At 72.1% G+C, this 26,988-nt stretch carries 21 protein-coding genes and 1 pseudogene; 11 read left to right on the top strand and 11 right to left on the bottom strand.

The features are described from left to right. Positions 1-792, bottom strand: a complete 792-nt coding sequence (locus ACFZDE_RS06155; protein WP_391197851.1) for a phosphatase — start codon at positions 790-792, stop codon at positions 1-3. Between the two features lie 93 nt (positions 793-885). Then, entirely contained in the window at positions 886-2,373 is a 1,488-nt protein-coding gene (locus tag ACFZDE_RS06160; RefSeq protein ID WP_391197854.1) for a PucR family transcriptional regulator ligand-binding domain-containing protein, read from the bottom strand. A gap of 259 nt (positions 2,374-2,632) precedes the next feature. On the opposite strand from ACFZDE_RS06160, the gene speB reads away from it, so the two are divergent. Together speB and ACFZDE_RS06170 are read left to right on the top strand one after the other, a co-directional pair. Then, positions 2,633-3,613 carry an agmatinase gene (gene speB, locus ACFZDE_RS06165; protein WP_030838119.1) on the top strand — a complete coding sequence of 327 codons (981 nt, stop codon included), beginning with the start codon at positions 2,633-2,635 and terminating at the stop codon, positions 3,611-3,613. Beyond that, positions 3,610-5,295, top strand: a complete 1,686-nt coding sequence (locus ACFZDE_RS06170) for a thiamine pyrophosphate-dependent enzyme (RefSeq protein WP_391197856.1) — start codon at positions 3,610-3,612, stop codon at positions 5,293-5,295. Before speB ends, ACFZDE_RS06170 begins: the two co-directional genes overlap by 4 nt. 18 nt (positions 5,296-5,313) lie before the next feature. Here the strand turns inward: ACFZDE_RS06170 and ACFZDE_RS06175 are convergent, their stop codons facing one another. Beyond that, a complete protein-coding gene (locus ACFZDE_RS06175) occupies positions 5,314-5,931 on the bottom strand; it encodes a hypothetical protein (RefSeq protein WP_391197858.1) in 618 nt (205 codons plus the stop codon). Positions 5,932-6,118: 187 nt separating this feature from the next. Continuing rightward, on the bottom strand, positions 6,119-6,721 hold the full coding sequence (locus ACFZDE_RS06180) for a hypothetical protein (RefSeq protein WP_391197860.1): 603 nt from the start codon (positions 6,719-6,721) through the stop codon (positions 6,119-6,121). 357 nt (positions 6,722-7,078) lie between these two features. Between ACFZDE_RS06180 and ACFZDE_RS06185 the strand changes: the two genes are divergently transcribed. From ACFZDE_RS06185 to ACFZDE_RS06200, 4 genes are all read left to right on the top strand, one after another. Continuing rightward, positions 7,079-7,930 carry a serine hydrolase gene (locus ACFZDE_RS06185; RefSeq protein ID WP_391006376.1) on the top strand — a complete coding sequence of 284 codons (852 nt, stop codon included), beginning with the start codon at positions 7,079-7,081 and terminating at the stop codon, positions 7,928-7,930. Between the two features lie 299 nt (positions 7,931-8,229). After that, a complete protein-coding gene (locus tag ACFZDE_RS06190) occupies positions 8,230-11,958 on the top strand; it encodes an ABC transporter transmembrane domain-containing protein (RefSeq protein ID WP_391197862.1) in 3,729 nt (1,242 codons plus the stop codon). A 112-nt stretch (positions 11,959-12,070) separates the two neighbouring features. Then, the gene (locus tag ACFZDE_RS06195; protein WP_391197864.1) at positions 12,071-12,460 is read left to right on the top strand and encodes a hypothetical protein; all 390 of its coding nucleotides are present in this window, start codon (positions 12,071-12,073) and stop codon (positions 12,458-12,460) included. Positions 12,461-12,575: 115 nt separating this feature from the next. Then, positions 12,576-14,003 carry a S28 family serine protease gene (locus tag ACFZDE_RS06200; protein WP_391197867.1) on the top strand — a complete coding sequence of 476 codons (1,428 nt, stop codon included), beginning with the start codon at positions 12,576-12,578 and terminating at the stop codon, positions 14,001-14,003. Positions 14,004-14,028: 25 nt separating this feature from the next. On the opposite strand, the gene ACFZDE_RS06205 is transcribed toward ACFZDE_RS06200, so the two are convergent. The 7 genes and pseudogenes from ACFZDE_RS06205 to ACFZDE_RS06235 all read right to left on the bottom strand — a co-directional run bounded on the left by ACFZDE_RS06205 (position 14,029) and on the right by ACFZDE_RS06235 (position 21,956). Continuing rightward, on the bottom strand, positions 14,029-14,694 hold the full coding sequence (locus ACFZDE_RS06205; protein ID WP_391006365.1) for a hypothetical protein: 666 nt from the start codon (positions 14,692-14,694) through the stop codon (positions 14,029-14,031). A gap of 114 nt (positions 14,695-14,808) precedes the next feature. Beyond that, positions 14,809-16,641 carry a glycoside hydrolase family 3 N-terminal domain-containing protein gene (locus tag ACFZDE_RS06210; protein ID WP_391197869.1) on the bottom strand — a complete coding sequence of 611 codons (1,833 nt, stop codon included), beginning with the start codon at positions 16,639-16,641 and terminating at the stop codon, positions 14,809-14,811. A 331-nt stretch (positions 16,642-16,972) separates the two neighbouring features. Next, a pseudogene (locus tag ACFZDE_RS06215) lies at positions 16,973-17,184 on the bottom strand (LysR family transcriptional regulator); the annotation flags it as partial. Between the two features lie 285 nt (positions 17,185-17,469). Beyond that, a complete protein-coding gene (locus ACFZDE_RS06220) occupies positions 17,470-18,654 on the bottom strand; it encodes a hypothetical protein (protein ID WP_391006359.1) in 1,185 nt (394 codons plus the stop codon). Between the two features lie 172 nt (positions 18,655-18,826). After that, positions 18,827-19,624: a TIM barrel protein gene (locus ACFZDE_RS06225; protein ID WP_391198897.1), complete on the bottom strand. Its 798-nt coding sequence runs from the start codon at positions 19,622-19,624 to the stop codon at positions 18,827-18,829. 32 nt (positions 19,625-19,656) lie between these two features. After that, positions 19,657-20,808, bottom strand: coding sequence for a DUF993 family protein (locus tag ACFZDE_RS06230; RefSeq protein ID WP_391197871.1), 1,152 nt, complete (start codon positions 20,806-20,808; stop codon positions 19,657-19,659). Then, positions 20,805-21,956 carry a Gfo/Idh/MocA family oxidoreductase gene (locus ACFZDE_RS06235; RefSeq protein ID WP_391197874.1) on the bottom strand — a complete coding sequence of 384 codons (1,152 nt, stop codon included), beginning with the start codon at positions 21,954-21,956 and terminating at the stop codon, positions 20,805-20,807. The genes ACFZDE_RS06230 and ACFZDE_RS06235 overlap by 4 nt, the downstream gene beginning before the upstream one ends. Before the next feature lie 337 nt (positions 21,957-22,293). On the opposite strand from ACFZDE_RS06235, the gene ACFZDE_RS06240 reads away from it, so the two are divergent. The 5 genes from ACFZDE_RS06240 (at position 22,294) to ACFZDE_RS06260 (ending at position 26,975) form a co-directional block, all read left to right on the top strand. Further along, on the top strand, positions 22,294-23,343 hold the full coding sequence (locus tag ACFZDE_RS06240; protein WP_391006350.1) for a substrate-binding domain-containing protein: 1,050 nt from the start codon (positions 22,294-22,296) through the stop codon (positions 23,341-23,343). Positions 23,344-23,591: 248 nt separating this feature from the next. Beyond that, the gene (locus ACFZDE_RS06245) at positions 23,592-24,242 is read left to right on the top strand and encodes a hypothetical protein (protein ID WP_391197876.1); all 651 of its coding nucleotides are present in this window, start codon (positions 23,592-23,594) and stop codon (positions 24,240-24,242) included. A 176-nt stretch (positions 24,243-24,418) separates the two neighbouring features. Then, positions 24,419-25,012, top strand: a complete 594-nt coding sequence (locus tag ACFZDE_RS06250; protein ID WP_391006344.1) for a dihydrofolate reductase family protein — start codon at positions 24,419-24,421, stop codon at positions 25,010-25,012. Between the two features lie 74 nt (positions 25,013-25,086). Beyond that, positions 25,087-26,127: a GNAT family N-acetyltransferase gene (locus ACFZDE_RS06255; RefSeq protein WP_391197878.1), complete on the top strand. Its 1,041-nt coding sequence runs from the start codon at positions 25,087-25,089 to the stop codon at positions 26,125-26,127. Positions 26,128-26,171: 44 nt separating this feature from the next. Next, positions 26,172-26,975, top strand: a complete 804-nt coding sequence (locus ACFZDE_RS06260) for a TIM barrel protein (RefSeq protein WP_391006338.1) — start codon at positions 26,172-26,174, stop codon at positions 26,973-26,975. Positions 26,976-26,988 lie beyond the last annotated feature (13 nt).

A 26,988-nucleotide genomic window follows, 5' to 3' on the forward strand; every position in this document is an offset into this window, starting at 1 on the left:
TCAGGCGTCCAGCCCCGCCGCCTCCAGCAGGTACGCCGTCATCGGGTCGTAGTGGCGGGGGCTGATCACGTGGTCGTCCAGGGGCACCGTCACCTGCACGGTGCCCTCGGCCTCGGCGATGAACAGGGCCGGGTCGTTGCAGTCCGCGTAGCCGACGGAGTCGACGCCGTGCTGTCCGGCGTAGCCCGCCCAGCCGTGGTCGGCGACGACCAGGTCGGGCAGCGGGCGGCCCTCGCGCTCCAGGCCCTTCAGGATCGCCTTCATGGGTTCGCCCGAGTGGGTGTGCCACAGGGTCGCGCCGTGCTCCAGGACAGCCACGTCCGCGAACTGCATCACGTAGCCCTCCTCGGTCGTCAGCCCTTCCGGGATGACGACGATCTCGCAGCCGGCCGCGCGCAGCGCCGCCGCGGTCGCGCGGTGCACATCGAGGAGGCCGCCGGGGTGGCCGGTGGCGAACAGGACGCGCTGCTGCCCGTCCGCCGCCTTGCGCAGCCGCCCGGCCAGCCGCTCCAGGCCGTCGACGGTCAGCTCCGGGTCGATGGTGTCCTGGCCGTACCGGTGTTCGGGGTCGTCGTTGACGCCGACCCGCTCCGCCATCACCGCGAGGACGTCCTGCTCGTCGCTCCAGCGGTCGCCGAGTTCCAGCCCGAGCCAGTAGTGGCGGTCGCTGTTCGCGAGCTTGCGGTAGTGGGAGAGGTTGTTCTCGCGGGGGGTGGCGACGTCGCCCGCGATGCGCGTCCTGACGAGGTGTTCGACGAGTTCGGCGCGGCTGGGTGTCCCGGATATCGGCATGACAACCATTGTGAGGCAGCCGACTGTGGGCGTCCCTGGCGTATCGCACGCTGGGACGTGCGTCACGTACTCAGCGGGACACCGCTCACGTACTCAGACGTGCCGCAGCGCGAACCACAGTTCCATCCGTACGTCCGGGTCGTCGAGGTCCGTCGCGAGCAGGGTCGCGCAGCGGGCGATGCGCTGGCGCACGGTATTGCGGTGCACGGACAGGGCGACGGCCGTGCGGTCCCAGCTGCCGTGCAGGGAGAGCCAGGTGCGCAGGGTCTCGGTGAGCGCGGGGTGGGCCGTGAGGGGGGCGAGCAGGGCGCGGGCGTGCGCCGCCGCCTCGTCGGGCGGGAGCAGGTCGGCCAGGGCCGGGCGGGCGCCGTGCCGGAGCAGCGGAACGCGGGTGGCGCGGGCCCGGGCCAGGGCGCGGGCGGCCTGGGTGTCGGCGGTGGGCCAGTCCTCCGGCCGTACGGCGGCGCTGACGCCCAGGGTCCAGCCGGGCAGCGGGGCGTCCGGTGCCCGGCCGGCCGGGACCAGGACCCGTACGACGTCCCCGGCGGGGTCGACCAGCGCGGACCCGAGCGCGGCGCCGAGCGCTGAGGCCGCGACGGGGCCGGGGGCGTCATCCCCGTCCGGCCGGGCCCGTACGACGGCCCAGGGTCCGTCGCCGAGCAGGGGCGCGACCTCCTCGGGCGGTACGCCCAGCAGCAGCCGCACCAGCGCGGAGGAACGGGCGGCCCCGGTGCCGCTCTGCTGCTCCCCGGTGAGCAGCGACAGCAGCACGGCCGCGACGGAGGCGACGGTGTGGTCCCCGGCGGTCCGCCCCGGCGCGGCGACACCGAGCACGAACCCGTGCCCGGCGCCCAGACCGTAGGCGGCGAGGTGCAGTCCGGCGAGGGAGTCGGTGGCGGAGGCGGGGGCGGGGTCGGGGCGCCCGGCCGGGCCGTCGGCGGGCCGTACCACCCCCGCGAGCCGCCCCAGCGCTCCCCGCGCCTCCTCCCCGGGCTCCCGTCCCGCCGCCGCGATCCGCGTCCCCTCCGGGCCGTACAGCACCGCCCAGCCGCTCAGCCGCTGGGCGAGTCGGCGCAGGACGGAGGGGACCGGGTCGGGGCGGGACGCGGCGCTGGCGAGGCTCTGCTGGGCCTCTGTGACGTGGCGGAGTTCGGCGAGACGGGCCCGGGCCATCAGCTGCCAGACCGCGCGGGCCACGCCCGAGAAGGTGGTGCGGGGCGGCACCTCCAGCAGCGGCAGGCCGTGCCCGGCGCAGGCCGCGACCAGCCCCTCGGGCACCGTGTCGTGCACCGGGGCCAGCCCGAAGCCGAGGGCCGCGCCGCCCGCGGCCACGATCCGGGAGACGTAGTCGTCGAAGTACGAGGTGCGCGAGCCCGCTGCCGGGATGTGCACGCCGGCGCTGAGCAGCAGCTCACCGCCGAGCAGATACGGATAGGGGTCCGCCATCTCCGAGGTGTGCACCCAGTGGACGATGACGCCCTCGGCGGACGGCCCGGCGATCTGCCGCAGTGCCAGGTCCTCGCGGGCCAGCAGCGCGGTGAGCGGGACGGGCGGGGTGGGCGGGACCGACGGATCCGGCATGGTGTGCGTTTCCTCCATCCGGGACCAGGCTCAGTGGATGAAACGTACACTTCGCAGTCGCTTTCCTGCCACCTAGGGTCAGTGCTCGTCAGCCGCCGCGCGACACCGATCGGAGGAGGCCCCATGGCCGTCTCCCCGGCTCGCCGGGCGATCACTCGAACTCGCGTCCGAAGGGGATCCGGCTTCCCAGTAGAGTCGTAGAACAAGCAGGGCATAGCAGTACACACGCGATGAAGCGTAGGAAAGAGAGCATTTCTTGATGAGCAGCAACGAGACTCCGCGCGGGCCCGTCGACTCCTCCCGCGTCCCCCGGTACGCGGGGCCGGCGACCTTCGCCCGGCTGCCCCGGCTGGACGAGGTCGGCCGGGCCGATGTCGCGGTGGTGGGCGTGCCGTTCGACTCGGGCGTCTCGTACCGGCCGGGTGCCCGCTTCGGCGGCAACGCGATCCGTGAGGCGTCCCGGCTGCTGCGCCCGTACAACCCGGCGCAGGACGCCTCCCCGTTCGCCCTCGCCCAGGTCGCGGACGGCGGCGACATCGCCGTGAACCCGTTCAACATCAACGAGGCCGTCGAGACCGTCGAGGCGGCCGCCGACGACCTGCTCGGCACCGGCGCCCGGCTGATGACCCTCGGCGGCGACCACACCATCGCCCTGCCCCTGCTGCGCTCGGTCGCCAAGAAGCACGGCCCGGTCGCCCTGCTGCACTTCGACGCCCACCTCGACACCTGGGACACCTACTTCGGCGCCGAGTACACCCACGGCACCCCGTTCCGCCGCGCGGTGGAGGAGGGCATCCTCGACACCTCCGCCCTGTCCCACGTCGGCACCCGCGGCCCGCTCTACGGCAAGCAGGACCTGACCGACGACGAGAAGATGGGCTTCGGCATCGTCACCTCCGCCGACGTCTACCGGCGCGGCGCCGACGAGGTCGCCGACCAGCTCCGCCAGCGCATCGGCGACCGCCCGCTGTACATCTCCATCGACATCGACTGCCTCGACCCGGCCCACGCCCCCGGCACCGGCACCCCCGAGGCCGGCGGCATGACCTCGCGCGAACTGCTGGAGATCCTGCGCGGCCTGGCATCCTGCAACCTGGTGTCGGCCGACGTCGTCGAGGTGGCCCCCGCGTACGACCACGCGGAGATCACGTCGGTGGCGGCATCCCACACCGCCTACGAACTGACCACGATCATGTCGCGCCAGATCGCCGCGGCCCGGAAGGACTCGGAAGCGAAGTGACCCACGACCACGACCTGGTGCTCCGCCCCACGCCCGCCCAGACGGAGGCCGCCCTCAACCCTCCTGACGGCCGCAAAGGCGGAGACCTGGTCGTGGAGACGCTGGCCGCTCTCGGCGCGACGACCGTGTTCGGTCTGCCCGGCCAGCACGCCCTCGGCGTGTTCGACGCGCTGCGCCGCTCGGACCTGCGCTACATCGGCCTGCGGGTGGAGAACAACGCCGGGTTCGCGGCGGACGCCTACGGCCGGATCACCGGCGAGGCCGCGCCGCTGCTGCTGTCGACCGGCCCGGGTGCCCTGACCTCCCTGGCCGCTCTCCAGGAGGCGGCGGCGGCCTCCGCGCCCGTGCTGGCGATCAGCAGCCAGGTCCCGACGGCGGGCCTGGGCGGCGGACGGCACGGCTACCTCCACGAACTGCCCGACCAGGCCGCCTCGTTCCGGGGCGTGGTCAAGTCCGTCCACACCGTCCGCACCCAGTCGCAGATCCCCTCCGCGATCGAGGCGGCCTGGACGTCGGCGCTGACCGCCCCGCACGGCCCCGTGTGGGTGGAGATCCCGCAGGACGTGCTGCTGGCCGAGACGGCGATCCCGGTCGTCACGGGCGGCGACGCCTTCCCCGAGGAACTGCCGCCGCGCCCCGAACTGACCGCCGTGGCCGCCGACCTGCTGTCGAGGGCCGCCCGCCCGGCGATCATCGCGGGCGGGGGAGTGGTACGCGCGGACGCCTCGGGCAAGCTGAGGCAGCTGGCCGAGCTGATCCAGGCCCCGGTCGTCACGACCCCCGGCGGCAAGGGCGCGTTCCCCTGGACGCACCCCCTGTCGCTCCAGTCCTGGATCGAGGACCGGCACACCACCGACTTCCTGGAGGACGCCGACGTGCTGCTCGTCGTCGGCTCCGGCCTCGGTGAACTCTCCTCGAACTACCACACGTTCGAGCCGCGCGGCCGGATCGTCCAGATCGAGGCCGACCTCGGCAAGCTGGAGTCCAACCACCCTGCGCTGGGCATCCACGCGGACGCCCGGCTCGCGTTGCAGGCGCTGCTGGAGACGGTGTCCGAACGACAGGACCCGGCAGCCCCGGAGCGTGTACGGGAGGTCCTCGCGAAGGTCGCCGACCGAATCGGGTCCCAGGCACTCACCCTGGAGCAGGACGTGCTGGCGTCCGTCCGCAGGGCGCTGCCCGCGAGCTCCCCGTCCTTCTGGGACATGACGATCCTGGCCTACTGGGCGTGGTCGGCCTTCGACGCCAAGGGCCCCAACCACATGCACTCCGCCCAGGGCGCGGGCGGCCTCGGCTACGCCTTCCCGGCGGCGCTCGGCGCGGCGGCGGCCGATCCGACCCGCCCGGTCCTCGCCGTCTCCGGTGACGGCGGAGCCCTGTACTCCATCGCCGAGCTGGCGACGGCCCGCCAGTACGACCTGAACGTCACCTGGCTGATCGTGGACGACGGCGGCTACGGCATCCTGCGCGAGTACATGAACGACGCGTTCGGTGAGGCGACCGCGACGGAGCTGACCCGGCCCGACTACGTGGCCCTGGCGGAGTCCTTCGGCGTCCCCGGGGTGCGGACCACCCCGGAGAGCCTGGAGCAGGACCTCGCCAAGGCGCTCGCGGCGCCCGGGCCCTCGGTGGTCCTGCTCCCGGCCGTACTGCGGATGTTCGCGCCGACGCACCTGGGGTGAGCGCCGGCCGGACAGGTCCTACAGGCCGTCGCGGACCATCGCGGCGACGATGTGGACATGGCGGTCGGCGGCCGTGCCCGACCACTCGCTGTCGAAGTTCAGGCCGTAAGGCCAGAAGTGGCCGCCGCCGGTGGAGATCTTGGCGCCCGAGCCGTCGTACTGCTTGACGAGGGCGGTGGCCTGGCCGCCGGTCCAGGTGCCGCTGCCGCCGAGCCGGGCCCAGCCCGAGCTGGTGCCCACGCCGATGGTGTGGGCGATCTCGTGCAGGGCCGTCCGCTCGTTCATGTAGCTGCGGTTGCTGCCGAAGCGGATCGTGCCGTTGATGTTGCCGTCGGCGGTGGGGACGCCCGGCTCGTAGCGGACGGTGAGGGTCTTGCCCAGGTCGCTGAGGTTGTTGTAGCGCGCCACCGCGGCGTTCATGGCCTTGGTGATGAGGTCGTAGGCCGAACGCTGGTCCGCCGTGGGGTTGCTCGCGCGGACCAGGGACCAGGTGATGGTGGCCGCGGCGGCACGGTCCCGGGCGGGGGCGGGCGGAGCCTGCGGGGTGGCGGCCTGGGCGGCGACGCCGGGGCCGGCAAGCAGAACGGCGGCCAGGGCGGCCGTGAGTACCGTGCGGGATGCCTTGCGTGGGCTCATTGCGGATCCTCCGGTGGGGGTGGTCGTCACGGAGCTTGCGAAACTTCGCACGACGTTCGGGATCTCGGACAGACGACGTCATCGACCACTCAAATGCCTTGTTCGACGCGGTAGTTGGCGCGCTGTCGACCGCAAGTATCCGGGCGGGAAAGGCGGAGTCAAGAGTTCCGGCAGAGGTCGGCAGAGGTCAGTGGAACCAGAAGAGCAGCGTGTCAGGGTTCGTCCCGCGCTGCCGCGCGCTCTCCCACTCCTGCGCCTCGAACCGCATCGCGTCGACGAACCGGCGCGCCGCGCCACGGAATTCGGGGTCGAGGCGGTCGAGTACGCGCGTGTAGGCGCCGGCGAGATCGGCGGCCCGCCGGGTCGGCAGCGTGCCGATCGCGGGCACCGCGTCGCCGGGGTGGGGCAGCCGCAGCGGCGGTCCGCTGAACAGGAACGTGCCCGGGAGCAGATCGGACGGCACACCGTGCCGGGCCAGTTCGTCGTCCATGGCGTGGAACCACGCCGGGCGGCGCCAGGCGCCGAGGTCGGTGGGGTCGGAGAAGTGCGCCGCGACGGCCTGGTAGAAGGCGTAGCTGTACGCGGGGCAGAGGTCGGTGCTCGGGGTGCCGTCGATCAGCTCGTCCAGGGCCCGGCTGATGGAGACGTCGAGGTCGATGCCCTCCTCCCGGAAGCGGGCGTCGGTCCGCTCGCACTCCGTGCGCACCCGGGCGAGGGTGCGCTCCTGCTGCTCGCTCCGCTCCACCGCCGTCAGGAGCCGCACCACCGTTCTCATGTCGCCGGTGCTCATCTCGAGGCAGTAGCCCACCGCTGCGTTTCCCTTCACCCGTTCGCCGGACACCCGTGTACATGATCGGGGACACGGGAACGGCCCCGGACCCAGGGGCGGGGCCGTTCGACGGTGTGCGGGTGCGTCGGGTCGGCTGACGTCGGACGCGTCCAGGCGGTAGACGGCCGACTGGCCGGACTGCGAGGAGGATTCGGAGCCGTTGCCGGAGGCCGTGCTCGTACTGTTGCTGTAGTCGATGTCAGGCCGCTGTGAGGGAACCGGCCGCAGCCTGTGAAACCGGGCGGCCTCCGATAACGACTCGTACAAGCCTTCGTCACCCCTACAACCATTCGCCCGCGTCCGGGAGTCAAGGGGGGCATGACTTCTGGGATATCCGGCCGCGCGCGACTGCTCGCGGCGGCTGTGGGTACGGGCGTGCTCGTGCCGCTCGTCGCCGCCGCCACGCCTGCCGCCGCCGCCCCGCCGGCCGTGACCTGCACGTCCGCCAAGGCCGGGCTCGCCGCCAAGCTGAAGAAGGACATCACCGCCGCGCTGGCCAACCGCAAGGGCACGGTCGCCGTCGGCCTCTACGACCGCAGCACCAGCACGACCTGCACCCTGCGCGCGAGTTCCGCCTACGACTCGGCCAGTGTCGTCAAGGTCACCGTCCTCGCCACGCTGCTGTGGGACGCGAAGAAGACGAACCGGTACCTCACCGACCGCGAGAGCACCCTCGCCAAGGCGATGATCACCAAGTCGGACAACGCGGCGACCTCCACCCTGTGGAAGCAGCTCGGCATGACGAAGATCAAGAACTTCCTCAAGGCCGCCGGCATGACGCAGACCAAGCCCGGCGCCAACGGCTACTGGGGTCTGACGCAGATCACCGTCACCGACGAGCAGAAGCTGCTGAAGCTCCTCACCGCCAAGAACGCGGTCCTCAGCGACAACTCCCGCGCCTACATCGTCAAGCTGATGGGCCAGGTCGTCTCGTCCCAGCGCTGGGGCACCCCGTACGGAGTGCCCTCGGGCGTCACGGTGGCCGTCAAGAACGGCTGGCTGCAGCGCTCCACCAACGGCTGGCGGGTGCACAGCGTCGGCGCGTTCAAGGGCCGCGGCCACGACTATGTGATGACCGTGCTGTCCCACGGCAACAGCACGATGAACTACGGCATCGCCACCATCCAGGCCGTGGCCAAGGTGATCCACAAAGACCTGGCAGCGAGCTGACGCCCCGCTCACCGGCGTTGACCAGCACCGCCGGTTCCCTGCGAGCTGATCCAAACGACAGGCACTAGCCGAGGACGTCCAGGAGCCTCCTGACGACGGCGAGGATGGTGTAGAGCGCGATGGGGAGAATGTTTTCCATATCCGGGCAAACGACCACAAGGCGGATGAGTGGCTCTCCATGTGGTCGGCTCACCGGAACGGCCGACCTTCCGCGAGGAGGAACCGTTACGGCGGGATGAAATCCGCCTTCGCGCATGTTGACGCCTTCCGGCAGCTCAGGACGGATGGAAGGCAGTGGTGTGACAACGGAACGGGGATGGGCCCGGCGGCTGTGGGCCTATGCGTGGCGCCACCCGAAGGACGTCGTGCTCGCCCTCGGATCCTCGCTGGCCGGCATGGCCGTGATGGCGCTCGTCCCGCTGATCACCAAGGTGATCATCGACGACGTCATCAGCGATCACACCAGGGACATGACCACCTGGGCCGGCCTGCTCGTCGCCGCCGCGCTGGTCGTGTACGTGCTCACCTACGTCCGCCGCTACTACGGCGGACGTCTCGCCCTCGACGTCCAGCACGACCTGCGGACCGAGATGTACGGCACCATCACCCGGCTCGACGGCCGCCGCCAGGACGAACTGTCCACCGGCCAGGTCGTCGGCCGCGCCACCAGCGACCTCCAGCTGATCCAGGGCCTGCTCTTCATGCTCCCGATGACCATCGGGAACTTCATGCTCTTCCTGATCTCCCTGGTGATCATGGCGTGGCTGTCCGTGCCGCTCACCCTCGTCGCCCTGGCGGTGGCGCCCGCCATCTGGTGGATCGCCAAGCGCAGCCGCACCCGGCTGCACCCCTCCACCTGGTACGCCCAGGCCCAGGCCGCCGCCGTCGCGGGCGTGGTCGACGGCGCCGTCAGCGGCGTACGCGTGGTGAAGGGCTTCGGACAGGAGGAGCAGGAGACCGGCAAGCTCCGGGAGGTCGGCCGCCGGCTGTTCGCGGGCCGGCTGCGCACCATCCGCCTGAACTCCGTCTACACCCCCGCCCTCCAGGCCGTCCCCGCCCTCGGCCAGGTCGCCATGCTCGCGCTCGGCGGCTGGCTGGCGGTGCGCGGCCACATCACGCTCGGCACGTTCGTCGCCTTCTCCACCTACCTCGCCCAGCTGGTCGGCCCGGTCCGCATGCTCGCGATGGTCCTCACCGTCGGCCAGCAGGCCCGCGCCGGCACCGAGCGGGTCCTGGAGCTGATCGACACCGAGCCGTCGATCGAGGACGGCCACAAGGACCTGCCCGCCGACGCCCCGGCGACGGTCGAGTTCGACGACGTCTCCTTCGGCTACGACGAGGACCGCCCCGTCCTCGACGGGCTGAGCTTCGAGATCCAGCCCGGCGAGACCCTCGCCGTGGTCGGCTCCTCCGGCTCCGGCAAGTCCACGGTCTCCCTGCTGCTGCCGCGCTTCTACGACGTCACCCGCGGTGCCGTCCTGGTCGGCGGGCACGACGTGCGCGAGCTGACCACCGAGTCGCTGCGCGCCGCGATCGGCCTCGTCCCCGAGGACTCCTTCCTCTTCTCCGACACCGTCCGCAACAACATCGCCTACGGCCGCCCCGACGCCACCCAGGAGGAGATCGAGAAGGCCGCCCGCGCCGCCCAGGCGGACCGCTTCATCGCCGAGCTGCCCGACGGCTACGACACCACCGTCGGCGAGCACGGCCTCACCCTCTCCGGCGGCCAGCGCCAGCGCGTCGCCCTGGCCCGCGCCATCCTCAGCGACCCCCGCCTGCTGGTCCTGGACGACGCCACCTCCGCCGTGGACGCGAGGGTCGAGCACGAGATCCACGAAGCCCTGAAGGGCGTCATGCGGGGCCGTACGACCCTGCTGATCGCCCACCGCCGCTCCACCCTGAACCTCGCCGACCGCATCGCCGTCCTGGACGGCGGACGTCTCGCCGACATCGGCACCCACGAGGAGCTCCAGCGCCGCTCCGCCCTGTACCGGCGGCTGCTCACCGACCCGGACGAGCTGGGCGCGGTCTCCCCGGGGCACATCCAGCCGGCCTGCCCGCGGGAGGACACCTCCGTCCGGGACGAGCTGGACGCCGAGTTCGACGCCGAGCGCGGGGTCACCCCGCGGCTGTGGACCGGAGACCGCGAGCGCAAGGACACCGCCCTGGCGGAGAGCCCCGCCACCCCCGAGCTGCTCGCCCAGGTCGAGGCGCTGCCCCCGGCCACCGACGTACCGGACGTCGACGAGGCGAAGGCCGTCCAGCCGGAGGAGTCCTACGGCCTGCGCCGGCTGCTGCGCGGCTTCGGGCTGCCGCTGCTGGTCAGCCTCGCCCTGGTCGCCACCGACGCGGGCATGGGCCTGCTGCTGCCCGTGCTGATCCGGCACGGCATCGACTCGGGCGTCACCCAGGCCGCCCTCGGCGCGGTGTGGGCGGCGGCCCTGCTCGGGCTGCTGACGGTGGCCGTGCAGTGGGCGGCCCAGATCGGCGAGACCCGGATGACCGGCCGGACCGGCGAGCGGGTCCTGTACGCGCTGCGGCTGAAGATCTTCTCCCAGCTCCAGCGCCTCGGGCTCGACTACTACGAGCGCGAGCTGACCGGGCGGATCATGACCCGGATGACGACCGACGTGGACGCGCTGTCGACGTTCCTCCAGACCGGCCTGGTCACGGCCTTCGTCTCGGTCGTCACCTTCTTCGGGATCATGGTCGCCCTGCTGGTGATCGACGTGCAGCTGGCGCTGGTCGTCTTCGCGACGCTGCCGCCGCTGATCATCGCCACGTTCTTCTTCCGCCGGGCCAGCGTGAAGGCGTACGAGCTGGCCCGCGAGCGGGTGTCGGCGGTCAACGCCGACCTCCAGGAGTCGGTGTCCGGGCTGCGGATCGTGCAGGCCTTCCGGCGCGAGCGGGACGGCGGGCGGCGCTTCACCGAACGCAGCCACAGCTACCGCGAGGCCCGCATCCGGGGCCAGTGGCTGATCTCGGTGTACTTCCCGTTCGTGCAGTTCCTGTCGTCGGTGGCCGCGGCGGCCGTGCTGATCGTGGGCGGGGCCCGGGTCGACGACGGAACCCTCGCCATCGGCTCGCTGGTGGCGTACCTGCTCTACATCGACCTGTTCTTCGCGCCCGTGCAGCAGCTCTCCCAGGTCTTCGACGGCTACCAGCAGGCGACGGTCTCGCTGGGCCGCATCCAGGAACTGCTCCGGGAGCCGACGTCGACAAAGAACGCCGACCGGCCCGGGCAGGTGCCGTCCCTGCGCGGGGAGATCGCCTTCGAGGACGTGCGCTTCGAGTACGGCGCCGCCGGTGAGGGCGAGGCAGCGCTCGGCGGAGTCGACCTGCGCATCCCCGCCGGGCAGACCGTCGCCTTCGTCGGCGAGACCGGCGCGGGCAAGTCGACCCTGGTCAAGCTCGTGGCCCGCTTCTACGACCCCACCGGCGGCCGGGTCACCGTCGACGGCACCGATCTGCGGGACCTGGACCTCACCGCGTACCGGCACCGTCTGGGGGTCGTGCCGCAGGAGGCGTACCTCTTCCAGGGCACCGTCCGAGACGCCATCGCCTACGGCCGCCCGGACGCCACCGACGCCGAGGTCGAGGCGGCCGCCCGGGCGGTCGGCGCGCACGACATGATCGCCACCCTTGACGGCGGCTACCTCCACGAGGTCGCCGAGCGTGGGCGCAACCTGTCCGCCGGGCAGCGCCAGCTGATCGCGCTGGCCCGCGCCGAACTGGTCGACCCGGACGTGCTGCTGCTGGACGAGGCCACCGCGGCCCTCGACCTGGCCACGGAGGCCCAGGTCAACCAGGCCACCGACCGGCTGGCCGGCCGCCGCACCACGCTCGTGGTCGCCCACCGCCTCACCACCGCCGCCCGCGCCGACCGGGTCGTCGTCATGGACCACGGCCGGGTCGTCGAGGACGGCACGCACGACGAGCTCCTCGCGCGCGAGGGACGGTACGCGCAGCTGTGGCGCACCTTCATCGGCGCGCCCGAGCCGGAGGAGCCGGTCGGCGTGTCCCGCTGACGCGGCCGCCCGGCGGCGCTTTCGTGACGCTCGCGCAACCGTCCGACATGCGTCATGCGTCCGTACCTGCGTACGCCGATGGTCGCGCACGACGCGGTACGGGAGGACGACAGTGCACAGTGGAGCGATACGCCGGCGGCTCGGGCTCGGGCTGGCCGTGCTGACCGCGTCCGGACTGCTCGCCGTCGCGGCGCCGGGCGACGCCCAGGCCGCCACCGCGCTCTGCCCCGGCCGCAAGGTCCGCACCCTGCCGTTCTCCACCGGGACCGTCCTCGTCTACAAGCGCGGCGGTTACGTCTGCGCCGTGACCCTCACCAAGAAGCCCGGCGTGAAGCGCAAGATGACGGTGAGCGTGCAGGCGCGCGGCAACCGCCCCGTCGCCGACACGGGCAAGTACTCCCATCACGCGGGCCCGGTGACCGTGCACGCCGGGCGCCGCTGCGTCTGGCTCAAGGGACAGGTCGGCAGGGGGAAGTTCAGCTCCGGCTGGATCCTCTGCTGACGCCGCGCCTCCCCGCAACACGCCCCGGCGCACAGGGTTTTCCCTATGTCCCCTGGTGCTCCGGGGAGTTGGTCCGCTAGCTTCCGGCGCACATCTGTCTCACAGGGGAGTGCGCATGCGCAAGGCGCTCAGATGGCTGCTGGCGCTCACGGTGCTCATAGGCACACTGGGCACGGCGGGAGCGGCCACCGCCGCCGACGCCGCCGGCACCACCGACATCAAGGAGAGGCTGCTCTCCATACCGGGCATGAGCCTGGTGGAGGAGAAGCCGTACACCGGCTACCGCTTCTTCGTCCTGAACTACACACAGCCGGTCGACCACCGCAAGCCCTCCAAGGGCACGTTCCAGCAGCGCATCACCGTGCTGCACAAGGACGTCGCGCGCCCGACGGTGTTCTTCACCAGCGGCTACAACGTCTCCACGACGCCCCGCCGCAGTGAGCCCACCCAGATCGTGGACGGCAACCAGGTCTCCCTGGAGTACCGCTTCTTCACCCCGTCCCGGCCCGCCCCGGCCGACTGGTCCAAGCTGGACATCTGGCAGGCCGCCAGCGACCAGCACCGCGTCTTCAAGGCGCTGAAGGGCATCTACTCCAAGAACTGGATCTCCACGGGCGGTTCCAAGGGCGGCATGACCGCCACCTACTACGAGCGCTTCTACCCGAAGGACATGGACGGCGTCGTCGCCTACGTCGCCCCCAACGACGTGGTGAACAAGGAGGACTCGGCCTACGACCGGTTCTTCGCCCGCGTCGGCACCAAGGAGTGCCGCGACAGGCTGAACGCCGTGCAGCGCGAGGCGCTGGTGCGCCGGGAGCCGCTGGAGAAGAAGTACGCGGCCTTCGCCAAGGACAACGGCCTCACCTTCACCACCATCGGCTCCCTGGACAAGGCCTACGAGGCGACCGTCCTGGACTACGTGTGGGGCTTCTGGCAGTACAGCCTGCTGGCCGACTGCGACCAGATCCCGGCCGACGCCAAGAACGCCACCGACGAGGCCATCTGGGACTCCGTCGACTCGATCTCCGGCTTCTCCGCCTACGCCGACCAGGGCCTGTCGACCTACACGCCGTACTACTACCAGGCCGGCACCCAGCTCGGCGCGCCGACCATCCACTTCCCGCACGTCGAGAAGCGGTACATCCGCTACGGCTACCAGCCGCCGCGCAACTTCGTCCCCCGGGACATCCCCATGAAGTTCCAGCCGTCGGCGATGCGCGACGTGGACACCTGGGTCCGGCACAACGCCCGCCACATGCTGTTCGTCTACGGCCAGAACGACCCGTGGGGCGCGGAGCCCTTCCGCGTCGGCAAGGGCGCCAAGGACTCCTACGTCTTCACCGCCCCCGGCATGAACCACGGCGCCAACGTCGCGGGCCTGGTGCCCGAGCAGAAGGCGCTGGCCACCGCCCGCATCCTCGACTGGGCCGATGTCGCCCCCAGCGCGGTGCGGGCCGACCCGCAGGCGGCGAAGCCGCTGGCGAAGTTCGACGCCAAGCTCGACAAGCGCGACCAGCAGCGTGAGATGACGCTGCGCCCGTAGGGCACGTCGGTGCGCCCGGCCGTGGTCACAGCGGCCGGGCGCACCCCACGGGCCGCTTCCCGCCCAGCCGGACGTACAGCGCGGTCGGGGCGGGGCAGTCGGCCCGTTCGGCGACCGCCCGGACCACCTCGTACTGCGGCCGCCGCTCGCCCGTGCCGTCGCAGGCGGTCTCGCGGACCTGTCCGTCACCGGAGTCGTAGACGCAGTCGCCGACGATCGTGCGCGGCCCGCCCCCGCCGCCCGGATCGCCCGGGTGCGGCGGCTGGAGGTTGCGCATACAGGCGTAGCCCTGCGGGACCGCCCCGTCGCCGTCCTCGTCGGACGCGGGCCGCTGCTCGCTGATGTGCAGCACGAAATCGGTGGTCGGCGGGCAGCGCGGCCCGTCCCGCACCGTGCCGTCGTGCCGCGCCGCGACCCGGGCCGCCGCCCGCTCACCGGCGCACGGCACCTCGGTGAAGCTGGTCGTGCCGAACGAACTGCACTCGCCGACCCCGAGGAACACCGCCCCGTACCCCGACGGCCGGGTAGGCGCCGGTGACACCGTGGCGCTCCGGCCGACCCCGCCGGCCGTCGACGTGCCCAGCCGGCCGTCCTGCGCCACGCCTCCCGACGGACTCTGGCAGCCGGTCAGCATCGCGCCGAGCAGGGCCAGGAGCCCGCAGACCACCCCCACACCACTTCGCTCACGCATTGCCGTTCCCCCCGAGTGTGCTCGCCCAGCGTGACCCGCCGTAGCGGGCGCACGCCAGGCAGACGGGGCGGTTTGCGCACGTTGGGGGTGGTGCGCCCGGGCCGTGGCGTACGTCTAGTACGACAGCCCGTAGCCGACGGGGTACAGCACCTGCTCCGGATCATCCGCGCGCTGCACCGGCACCGGCAGCTTCCCGCGGGGCGTCACCCGCCCGGCGATCACCCGTGCGGCGGACCGCAGTTCGACGTCGGTCCAGGAGCAGGCGGCCAGACAGGCCGGTGCGGAGGGCAGGTGCGCCACGTCGTAGGGGTTGCGGATCGCCACCGCCACGACCGGCCTCCCGGTCGCCACGAGCTGCTCCACCAGGGTCTTCTGGCTGCTGCCCGCCGTGACGTTGTACGTGGCGGCCACCACCGCGTCCGCCTCCCGCGCCGCCGCGACCGCCTTGGCGATGGTCGCCGCCGAGGGGGCCGTGCCGGTGGACAGGGCCGTGGCGGTGAAGCCCAGGCCGTTCAGCGTGCCCGCGAGCACGCCGGTGGGCGGTCCCGTGGTGCCGGACGGCGAGGCCGGGTCCGCGCCGACGACCAGCACCCGGGGGTACCGGCGACGCGAGAGCGGCAGCAGCCGTCCCTCGTTGACGAGCAGTGTGGTCGTCCGCTCGGCGATCCGGTCGGCCGCCGCCAGATGCGCCCGGGTCCCGACCGTGCGGTCCACCCCGCGCTGGGAGACGTACGGCGAACGGAACAGTCCCAGCTTCGACTTCAGCCGCAGCACCCGCAGGATCGATGCGTCGAGCCGGGCCTCGGTGAGCTCGCCCTCGCGCACGGCGGTCAGGACGGCGTTCCAGGCGAGGTCGAGGTCGGGCGGGTTGAGCAGCTGGTCCACGCCCGCCTTCAGGGCGAGCACCGGCACCCGGTCGTCGCCGTACTTGGTGCGTACGCCCTCCATGCCGAGGGAGTCGGTGACCACGACCCCGTCGTAGCCGAGGTGCTCGCGCAGGATGCCGGTGAGGATCGGGCGGGAGAGGGTCGCCGGGTCGCCGGAGTCGTCGAGGGCCGGGACCATCAGGTGCGCGGTCATGATCGAGTCGATGCCCGCGGCGATCGCCGCCCGGAACGGCGGTGCGTCCAGCTTCTCCCACAGCTCCCGGCTGTGCGTGATGGTGGGGAAGCCGGTGTGGCTGTCGACGTTGGTGTCCCCGTGCCCGGGGAAGTGCTTGGCGGTCGCGGCGACCCCGGACCCCTGGTACCCGGCGACCTCCGCGGCCACCAGCGCGGACACCGCCCGCGGGTCGGCGCCGAAGGACCGTACGCCGATGACCGGGTTGGCCGGGTTGACGTTCACGTCGGCCACGGGGGAGTAGTTCTGCCGGATGCCCATCGCCCGCAGCTCGGCGCCCGCGATCCGGCCGAGCGCCCGGGCGTCGGACCGCGACCCGCCCGCGCCGACGGCCATGGCCCCCGGGAAGAGCGTCGCGGGCTTGCCCACCCGGGCGACGATGCCGTGCTCCTGGTCGGTGGAGATGAGCACCGGCAGCCCGCGCGGCAGGTCCAGGGAGGCCTTCTGGATGCCGTTGGAGAGGTCGGCGATCTGGTGCGGTTCGCGGGTGTTGTGTGCCCAGGCGAAGTAGATGATGCCGCCGACCCGGTACTTCGCCACCAGCTCGGCTGCCGTGCGGACCCCGATCTCCTCGATGTTGGCGTCGATGTCGGCCTGGTCGGGCGCGGTGGCGGAGTGGCCGTAGACCCGCATCACGAAGAGCTGGCCGACCTTCTCCTCCAGGGTCATGCGGGCGACGAGGGCCCGCAGTCGGCGCTCGTCCGGGGCGGCGGCGTGCGCGGGCCCGGCGGCCGCGAGGGCGGCGGTGACGCCGGCCGTGGCGGCGAGGACGGCGCGTCTGGAGGGTCGTGCGGTGTTTCCCGTGCTTCCCGTGCCGGTGTCGTGCACGTGCGCTCCTTCCGGAGGTGATCCGCTCGGATCCACTGAAGGAAACTTCCAGGAGGTCACCAATATCCGGGAAGTTTCTGCCAGTCAAGACAGCGCGCAGCAACCGCGAAAGGCCGCCACCGGCGCGGTTGGAGGGGGACGCGCCGATGGCGGTGGGGCCGCACGCCGCGGTACGGCGGAGAGGGTGGTCAGCGATCGCAGCCAGTGGCGAGGGCCGACACCGCACCGTGGTGACTCTCCGGCGGCCTGCGATGGGACGGGCGGGGTCCGGTGCGGGTTCCCGATCCGGCCCCGATTTCCGGGAAGTCGGTACGCGGGAGGAACCAGGGGCTCAACGGGGTGGATGAGCCGCCACCTTCGGCCACTGCCCGCCGAGCACCCGCACGCACTCAGCGATGGCCGGACGCCGGGCGGCCCCCGACCGCCACAGCGCGTACGGCCGCCGCACCGGCATCGGAAGCGAGCGGCACCCTCCACCACCCCGGCGGGCGGCGGCCCGCGACCCAGCCGCGTGATGAGCGCCACCCCGAGCCCGGCCGCCACAGGGCCGGTCCTCCCCCTGCCGGGCCCTCTCCCTCCTCACCGACGGCCCTCGCGTGACCGGGCGGCCCTGCGCGCCCTGGACGGCCCCTCGCGCGACCGGGCGGCCCTGCGGCCCTGGACCGGCAGGGCGCGGGCACGGTCGTCCACGTCGCCTGGATCACCACCGTCTCCGGCTTCGGCGCCTGGGGTTTCCTTCCGCGCCACCACCCCGTTCCTGTTCCCGGGCGCGCCGGTGAGCCGCTGCGGTGGTGCGCGGCGGCGCTGCCCGGGCCCCGTCGACGTCGGCTAGGACGCCTCGACCAGCATCCCGGGCGGGCTGACGTGGAACGTGCGGGCCCGCACGCCGAAGCCCGTGTCGCCGTCCAGGTGGCTGTCGTCGTCCCAGGTGACGATCACGCTCTCCGGTCCGTTGCCGAAGGCCGTCGCGGTGCACAGGTGGGAGCGCCGCCCCGGATCCGCGGTGCTGACCCGCACCGGGTCGCCGAGTGAACCCTGGCTGTCCGAGCAGATCTTGGCCATCACCGTCGGCACGGTGTCGTGCGTGTCCGCGCTCTCCTCCACCCACGCCATCAGGAAGCGCCCGCCCGGCAGCCGGGACAGGGACGGCGAACTCCGGGTGACGCCCCGGGGGTTGCCGGCCGTGATGTCGAAGGTCTCGGTGCCGTCGGGCTGGAAGACGCTCGCCGCGATGGTGGTCTGCGGCTTGCCCAGGTCGCTGGGCTGGATGCCCTCGATGTGCGCGACGACGAAACGTCCGCTGTCCAGCAGGGTGATCGCGTTGACCCCGGTGAAACCGCCGACGTTGGGCTGGATCTCCCCGCCCAGCGGATTGCCCTCGAAGTCGAAGAACCGCAGGGTGAGCCGCCCGCCGCCGATCGCCGAGGGGTCCGTGGACCAGGCGACGACCACGTTGCCGTTGGTGAGGATCGAGGCGGCGGGCTTCTCGTGGAAGCCCTCGGTGGTGCTGACCGTGAACTCCGGTGTCGCCGCGCCGCCGTCCGCGTGGAAGCGCCGCGCCCGGATGCGCTGGTCGGGCCGCCGGCTCGCCCAGGTGACCAGCACACCACCGTCGATCATGAACGCCAGACACGGCCGGACCTTCGGGTCCGCGTCCGCCGTGACGAGCGTCTCCGGGCCGGACTTACGGCCCTCGGTGAACCGCTGGAGCTTCACACAGGGACTGGGCCCCGGCGTGCCGAACGGCGTCTCCAGCCATACGGCGAACTGGCCGCTGATCCCGGCGGACAGCACGGACGGCCACAACGGCCGCACCCCCGGCCCGTCCGAGGGCTGCGTACTGACCGCGAACTCGTCCCCGAGCTTGTCGCCGTCGTCCGCGAGGAACTGCCCCTTGATGACGAAGTCGCTCTCGTCCGACCACAACTCCAGGAACTGCGTACCGAACAGAGCGTCGACGGCGGGCTGAAGCTGGTCACCGGACGTGGTGCTGTTGACGAGGAAGTCAGCCATGGCAGCTCTTTCGAATCAGGGCGAGGAGAAGCGAGAGCGATACGACCGGCCGAGTCCTTGAGAAAAGCGTGTCATGGCTGGGGGGTGGGTGCATCTGGAGGGGTGGAAAACCCCGGGTGGAGGGGGCCCCGCCCCCGGCAAGTGGGGCGGGGCAGTGGGTGTGGTGACGGGGTCAGCGGGTGTGTTCCGTGAACCTCTGGGCCGTTTCGGTCAGGACATCCTGGCCGTCCCGGGCCCAGAGGACGTCGTTGAACAGCTCCACCTCGATCGCGCCGGTGTAACCGGCCGCCTCCACGTGGTCCTGCCACTCGCGCATGTCGATCGACCCGTCGCCGATCTGCCCGCGCCCGGTCAGGACGCCCTCCGGCAGGGGCGTCGTCCAGTCGGCGAGCTGGAAGGTGTGGATACGCCCACCCGCACCCGCCCGGGCGATCTGCGCGGGCGCGGTGTCGTCCCACCAGATGTGGTACGTGTCGACCGTGACGCCGACCTGCTGCGCCGGGAAGCGTTCCGCCAGGTCCAGGGCCTGGGCCAGCGTCGACACCACACAGCGGTCGGCGGCGTACATGGGATGCAGCGGCTCGATCGCGAGCCGCACCCCGTGCCGCTCCGCGTACGGGCCCAGTTCCGCCAGGGCGTCCGCGATGCGCTCCCGGGCGCCGTGCAGGTCCTTCGAGCCCGCGGGCAGCCCGCCCGAGACCAGGACCAGCGTGTCCGTGCCCAGTACCGCCGCCTCGTCGATCGCGCGCCGGTTGTCGGCCAGGGCCTCGGCCCGCTCCCGCGGGTCGATCGCGGTGAAGAACCCGCCCCGGCACAACGTCGTCACCGTCAGCCCGGCGTCCCGGACCAGCTTGGCCGTGGCCTCCAGGCCGAACGCCCGCACCGGCTCGCGCCACAGCCCCACGTTGCGGATGCCCAGCCGGGCGCAGCCGTCGGCCAGTTCCGGCAGCGACAGCTGCTTCACCGTCATCTGGTTGATGGAGAAGCGCTCCAAGGACCCGCTCACTGGTTCACCCCGTACACGCTCAGCAGCGTCTTCATCCGCTCTTCCGCCAGCTTCGGGTCGGGGAACAGCCCCAGCCCGTCGGCCAGTTCGTACGCCGTCGAGAAGTGTGGCAGCGAGCGGGCCGACTGCAGGCCGCCGACCATCGAGAAGTGCGACTGGTGACCGGCCAGCCAGGCCAGGAAGACCACGCCCGTCTTGTAGAAGCGGGTCGGCGTCTGGAACAGGTGCCGGGAGAGCCCGACCGTGGGGTCGAGCAGAGCGCGGAAGCCCCGCACGTCGCCCGTGTCCAGGACCCGGACCGCCTGCGCCGCCAGCGGACCGAGCGGGTCGAAGATGCCGAGCAGCGCGTGACTGAAGCCCTGCTCGTCACCCGCGATCAGCTCGGGGTAGTTGAAGTCGTCGCCCGTGTAGCAGCGCACGCCCTTCGGAAGCCGGCGCCGGATGTCGATCTCGCGCTGTGCGTCCAGCAGCGACACCTTGATGCCGTCGACCTTGTCCGGATGGGCGGCGATGACATCCAGGAACGTGTCCGTCGCCGTGTCCAGGTCGGATGAGCCCCAGTAGCCCTCCAGGGCCGGGTCGAACATCGGGCCCAGCCAGTGCAGGACCACCGGCTCGGCCGCCTGGCGCAGCAGATGGCCGTAGACCTCCAGATAGTCCTCGGGGCCGGAGGCCGCCGCCGCGAGCGCCCGGGACGCCATCAGGATGGCCTGCGCGCCGGACTCCTCGACGAGCGCGAGCTGCTCCTCGTAGGCCGCGCGGACCTCCGCGAGTGAACCGGAGGCGATCTGGTCGGTGCCCACACCGCAGGCGATCAGGCCGCCGACCGACTTCGCCTCCGCCGCCGACCGGCGGATCAGCTCCGCCGCGCCCGCCCAGTCCAGGCCCATGCCGCGCTGAGCGGTGTCCATGGCCTCGGCGACACCCAGCCCGTGCGACCACAGGTGGCGGCGGAAGGCGAGGGTGGCGTCCCAGTCGACGGCGGCGGGCGAGTCGGGGGAGACGTCGGCGAACGGGTCGGCGACGACATGTGCCGCCGAGAACACCGTGCGGGAGGTGAAGGGCGTGCCGGAGGTCACGGCCAGGGGCTCGGTGCGGGGTTCGTAGGTCCGCAACGCCCCGTCGGCGCCGGGGAGTCGGATCGTCACAGCGAGATCTCCGGTACGTCGAGACGGCGACCCTCCGCGGAGGACCTCAGGCCCAGCTCGGCGAGCTGGACACCACGGGCACCGGCCAGCAGGTCCCAGTGGTAGGGGGCGTCGGCGTAGACGTGCCGCAGGAACAGCTCCCACTGGGCCTTGAAGCCGTTGTCGAACTCGGTGTTGTCCGGCACCTCCTGCCACTGGTCGCGGAAGACCTCCGTGGCCGGGATGTCCGGGTTCCAGACCGGCTTGGGGGTGGCGCTGCGGTGCTGGACGCGGCAGTTGCGCAGGCCCGCGACCGCGGAGCCCTCGGTGCCGTCGACCTGGAACTCCACCAGTTCGTCGCGGTTGACGCGCACGGCCCAGGAGGAGTTGATCTGGGCGATCGCGCCGCCGTCCAGCTCGAAGACGCCGTAGGCGGCGTCGTCGGCGGTGGCGTCGTAGGGCTTGCCGTTCTCGTCCCAGCGCTGCGGGATGTGCGTGGCGGTGAGCGCCTGGACGGACTTCACCCGGCCGAACAGCTCGTGCAGCACGTACTCCCAGTGCGGGAACATGTCGACGACGATGCCGCCGCCGTCCTCGCTGCGGTAGTTCCAGGACGGGCGCTGGGCGCTCTGCCAGTCGCCCTCGAAGACCCAGTAGCCGAACTCGCCGCGCACCGAGAGGATCCGCCCGAAGAAGCCGCCGTCGATCAGGCGCTTCAGCTTCAGCAGCCCCGGCAGGAAGAGCTTGTCCTGGACGACGCCGTGCTTGATGCCGGCCTCGTTCGCCAGCCGGGCGAGGTCCAGGGCGCCGTCGAGGCCGGTGGCGGTCGGCTTCTCGGTGTAGATGTGCTTGCCCGCAGCGATGGCCTTCTTCAGCGCCTCCTCACGGGCGGAGGTGACCTGGGCGTCGAAGTAGATGTCCACCGTGTCGTCGGCGAGGACCGCGTCCAGGTCCGTCGAGACGTGCTCCAGCCCGTGCTGCTCCGCCATCGCCCTCAGCGCGTGCTCCCGGCGGCCGATCAGGATCGGCTCGGGCCACAGCACCGTGCCGTCGCCGAGGTCGAGGCCGCCCTGCTCGCGCAGGGCGAGGATGGAGCGGACCAGGTGCTGGCGGTAGCCCATGCGCCCGGTCACGCCGTTCATGGCGATACGCACCGTCTTGCGTGTCACGTCTTTCCCTTCGTACGCGGTCGTCGCGCCGCGTACGCCCCACCCTTCCCAGGCGACCCTCTGGATGCCTGTGGACTGGTGAGCGTTGCAGCAAGCGCTTTCTACATTCCAAGAAGCTAGCCTCTGAACCGCGGTCCGGACAAGACCGTGACCAGGACGAGTTGTTCGAGGGGGCGAACAACCCGGGGTCGGGGGCTTAAGGTCTGCACGGAACCTTGGCCATGGGTTCATCGGGGCGCAGGCGGTCGACCTGCTGTTCCGTCCGGAACCATGGCGCGTGGTCCAGGTGTGTACGAGGGCGGAAGCGAGACGAGATGCACGACCGGAGGACGACGAGATGACGGTGACCCTGGCGGACGTGGCGGCCCGCGCGCAGGTCTCGCCCGCGACGGTGTCGCGCGTGCTGAACGGGAACTACCCCGTGGCCGCGTCCACCCGGGAGCGGGTGCTGAAGGCCGTGGACGAGCTGGACTACGTGCTCAACGGGCCTGCCAGCGCCCTGGCCGCCGCCACCTCCGACCTGGTCGGGATCCTGGTGAACGACATCGCCGACCCGTTCTTCGGGATCATGGCGAGCGCGATCCAGGCCGAGATCGGCGGCCCGGGCGGCCGGGCGGGCGGGGAACGACTCGCTGTGGTCTGCAACACCGGCGGCTCTCCGGAGCGGGAGCTGACGTACCTCACGCTGCTCCAGCGGCAGCGGGCCGCGGCCGTGGTGCTGACCGGCGGGGCGATCGAGGACGCGGTGCACCAGGCGGCCATGGACGCGAAGGTGCGCAAGCTGGTGGAAGCCGGGACGCGGGTCGTGCTGTGCGGACGCCCGCCGGCCCCCGAGACCGGGGCTATCGCGCTGACCTTCGACAACCGCGGCGGCGGGCAGGAACTGACCGAGCACCTCATCGGGCTCGGGCACCGGCGGCTCGGCTACATCGGGGGCCCCGAGGAGCGCACGACCACCCGGCACCGGCTGGAAGGCCACCGGGCCGCGCTGGCCGCGCACGGCATCGAGGAGGACCCCCGCTGGACGGTGCACGGGCGCTACGACCGACGGTCCGGCTACGAGGCGACGCTGGAGCTGCTGCGCCGTGACCCGTCGCTGACGGCGGTCGTCGCGGCGAACGACTCCGTCGCCCTGGGCGCGTGCGCCGCCCTGCGCGACTCCGGCCTGCGCATCCCGGAGGACGTGTCGGTGGCGGGCTTCGACGACCTGCCCTTCAGCATCGACGCGGTGCCCGCGCTGACGACGGTACGACTGCCACTGGCGGAGGCCGGCGCCCGGGCCGGCCGCATCGCGATGGGCCGCGAGGAGGCCCCGCCCGGGGGGATCGCGTCGGTGCGGGGGGAGTTGATGGTGCGCGGGTCCTCCGGGGTGCCGCGGACCTCCTGAACCCCCGGGATCGCCCCGTCACCCGGTGGACTGGTCCCCGGTGGGTCCCCGATGGGTCCCCGGCCCGGCGGACGGCCCGGCCCGGTTGGTCTGAGTGGCGCCATTGCCGGGGGTGATGGGGTGAACGGAGGACGTGTCACCGTCGGCCGGGTTCGCGGCAGTGCGTTCCATGGACGCGTCTCCCGCGTCAGGCCCCGTTGCCCACCGCACCGGCGAGCCGCGCGGAACCTCTCACATCAGGAGTGTCCATGACGGTGATGTCCCGGTCGGCGCGGAAACTGGCTGCCCTGGCCACGGTGTTCGCGACGGGAGTCGTACTCCCCCTCGCGGTGGGCGCGGCGCCCGCGCACGCCGCGCCGCAGCTCGACGTGGCGAAGTTCCACACGGGGGACTTCGTCCGTGGCGAGGTCGCGACCTACCGCTTCCAGGTGACCAACCGCAGTGTGTCGGACCCGACCTCGGGCACGCTGACGCTCACGGACACGCTGCCGGAAGGCCTCACCGTGAACTTCGTGTCGGGGCACATCTCCTGGGACTGCGACCCCACAGCGACCTCCGTCACCTGCACCAACGACACCGTGGTACAGCCGTTCCAGTCCTACCCGATCCTGGAACTCTCGGTGCGGGTCGCCGAGGACGCCCCGTGCACCCTGAGCAACTCGGTCACCGTCTCGGGAGCGGGCAGCCCCGCGGTCACGTCCACCGACCTCACCACCGTCTCCGGCGGTGACTGCGACAACGGCGGTGGTGGCAACGGCGGCAACGGCGGCGGGCTCGGGTCGATCCTGCCCATCAACCTGGACGGCATCATCCCGTTCTTCAACAACATCACGCTGAACAAGAACGAGGACAGCCCCGGCGCGAGCAACACCAGCCATCAGGAGGCCAACGCCTCCTGACGGTCTTCGGAGGAGGTGGCCGGCGCCGTCAGCCGGCCGGGCCGTTCGGCGTATGTCGCCTCCGGCGATGAGTTCCGTGCGTTACACCGGTCCGGCGATGAGTTCCGTGCCGTACACCGGTCTGTAGTGCCGTCACCGAGGCCACCTCTCCCGAACGAGAAAGCGGAGTGAGTCCCATGCGCATCGTCATCACCGAGTTCATCAGCCTGGACGGCGTCGTACAGGCCCCGGGCGGGCCCCAGGAGGACCCGGACGGCGGCTTCGCGCACGGTGGCTGGTCGCACCCCTACTTCGACGAGGAGGTGCTGGGCGGCGCCTTCGACGCCGGGCTGGCCAGAGCCGAGGCGCTGCTGTTCGGGCGGCGGACGTACCAGACCATGGCCGGTGCCTGGCCCGAGCGCGCGGGCGACCCCTTCGCCGACCGGATGAACGCCCTGAAGAAGTACGTCGTCTCCAGCACCCTCGGCGAGAGCGACCTGACCTGGAACAACTCCTCCCTCATCCCCGGCGACCGGGCCGTCGCCCGCATCCGGGAGCTGCACGAGGCCGAGGGCGGCGAGATCGCCATGATGGGCAGTCCGACCCTGGTGCGGACGCTGCTGTCGGAGGGTCTGGTCGACGAACTCCAGCTCGTCGTGATGCCGGTGATCCTCGGCGGCGGCAAGTCGATCTTCCCGACGGACGGCACCAAGCGCCCGATGCAGCTGATCTCCACCACCACCGCCAAGACCGGCGCCCAGGTGTGCGTGTACCGCGCCGCCGAGGGCTAGTACAGCGGTCCTGGGCGGCATAGGCTCGACCCGTCGGTATCTCTGACTGAGTCAAAGACCCGGGGGCGAAGGCCATGACCGTCCAGGACATCCGCTCCTTCAACCGCTTCTACACGAACGTCATCGGCGCCCTCGACTACGGCCGCCGGCTCTACGCCCCGTACACCCTCACCGAGTCCCGCGTGCTCTACGAGCTGGCCCACGCGCCCCGCACGGACGCCGCCGACCTGCGGGCCCAGCTGCATCTGGACGCCGGGTACCTCAGCCGCATCCTGAACAGGTTCGAGGAGGACGGCCTGGTCGAGCGCGGCCCGTCCGACACCGACCCGCGCCGCCGCCGCGTCACGCTCACGGCACCCGGCCGGGAGGCCGCCGCGCTGCTCGACGAGCGGGCACGGGAGACGGTCGGGGCGATGCTGGCCACCGTCCGGACCCAGGACCGCCCGCGCCTGGCGCAGGCCATGCGGACCGTACGGACGATCCTGGGGGACGGCGACGCCGAAGCCAGTGGCGAAGGCGGCGGCGAAGGCGAAGGCGGCGGTGAAGGCGAAGGCGGCGGTGAAGGCGATGGCGGCGGTGAAGGCGAAGGCGCGGGCGAGGGCCGCGGCCCTCGCCCCGAGGACGTAGTCCTGCGCGACCCCGCCCCCGGCGACCTCGGCTGGATCGTGCAGCGCAACGCCGCGCTCTACGCCGCCGAGTACGGCTTCGACGCCGACTACGAGGCACTGGTGGCGAGGATCGTCGCCGACTACGCCGAGCACCACGACCCGCACCGCGAGCGGACCTGGATCGCCGAGCTGGACGGCCGACCGGTGGGGTGCGTGATGTGCGTACGGGACGACACCCCCGGCGCGGCCCGCCTGCGGCTCCTGCTCGTCGAGCCGGACGCGCGCGGCCTGCGCATCGGCGACCGCCTGGTCGGGGCGCTCGTCGACTTCGCCCGCGAGGCCGGCTACCGCGAGGTCGTCCTGTGGACCAACGACATCCTCGGCGCGGCCCGCCGCATCTACCAGCGCCACGGTTTCGTCCTGGTCGCGGAGAAGCCGCACCACTCCTTCGGTCAGGACCTGACCGGCCAGGACTGGCGATTGGATCTTTACGCAACACCCGAGTGACGAAGGGGAGTCGGAGGCGGGGGTGCCGGGTAGGGTCCGTCGACATGAAGCTGGCGTTCTCCACCCTCGGTGTCCCCGGCCTGCCCCTGCCCGACGTCCTGCGGCTGGCCACCACCCACGGCTATCACGGCGTGGAACTGCGCACCCACCCCGAGGAACCGGTCCACACCGGCCTCGGCCCGGCCGAACGGGCCGACGTCGCGGCCGAGTTCAAGGGAGCGGGCGTAGAGCTCCTGGGCCTGGCGGGTTACGCACGGGTCGCCGCGCCCGGCGACGACGAGCCCGTCCTGGCCGAGATCCGCGCCCTCCTGGACCTGGCCCACGACCTCGGCGCCCCGTACATCCGCGTCTTCCCCGGCGGCGATCTCGACGTCCAGACCCCGGAGGAGGCCGACGCGACGGCCGCCCGCCGCCTGGGCACGGCCGCCGAACACGCGGGCGACCTGGGCGTTCGCATCCTCCTCGAAACCCACGACTCGCACCGCACCGCCGCCGACGCGATGCGGATCCTCGGCCTCGTCGGGCACCGCCAGGTCGGCGCCCTCTGGGACGTGATGCACACCTGGCTCGGCGGCGAACAGCCCTCCGACACCTACGCGGCCCTCTCCCCTCACCTCGGCTACGTCCAGGTCAAGGACATCGCCTCCGTCGAGGACACCACCCCCCTGGCCCTCGGCCAGGGCGTCCTCCCGCTGGCCGAGTGCGTCGAGGTCCTCTCCCGCCACAACTGGGACGGCTGGCTCTGCTGGGAGTACGAGAAGCGCTGGTACGAGCAGGCCGCGCCGCTGCCCGAGCTCCTGGAGTCCGGGCGTGAGCACCTGAGCAGGCTGCTGAACGAGTCGGCGTGACGCGTCAGCCCTC

Origin of the sequence: Streptomyces sp. NPDC007929 (genome assembly GCF_042959065.1) — a bacterium.
GTDB lineage: Bacteria > Actinomycetota > Actinomycetes > Streptomycetales > Streptomycetaceae > Streptomyces.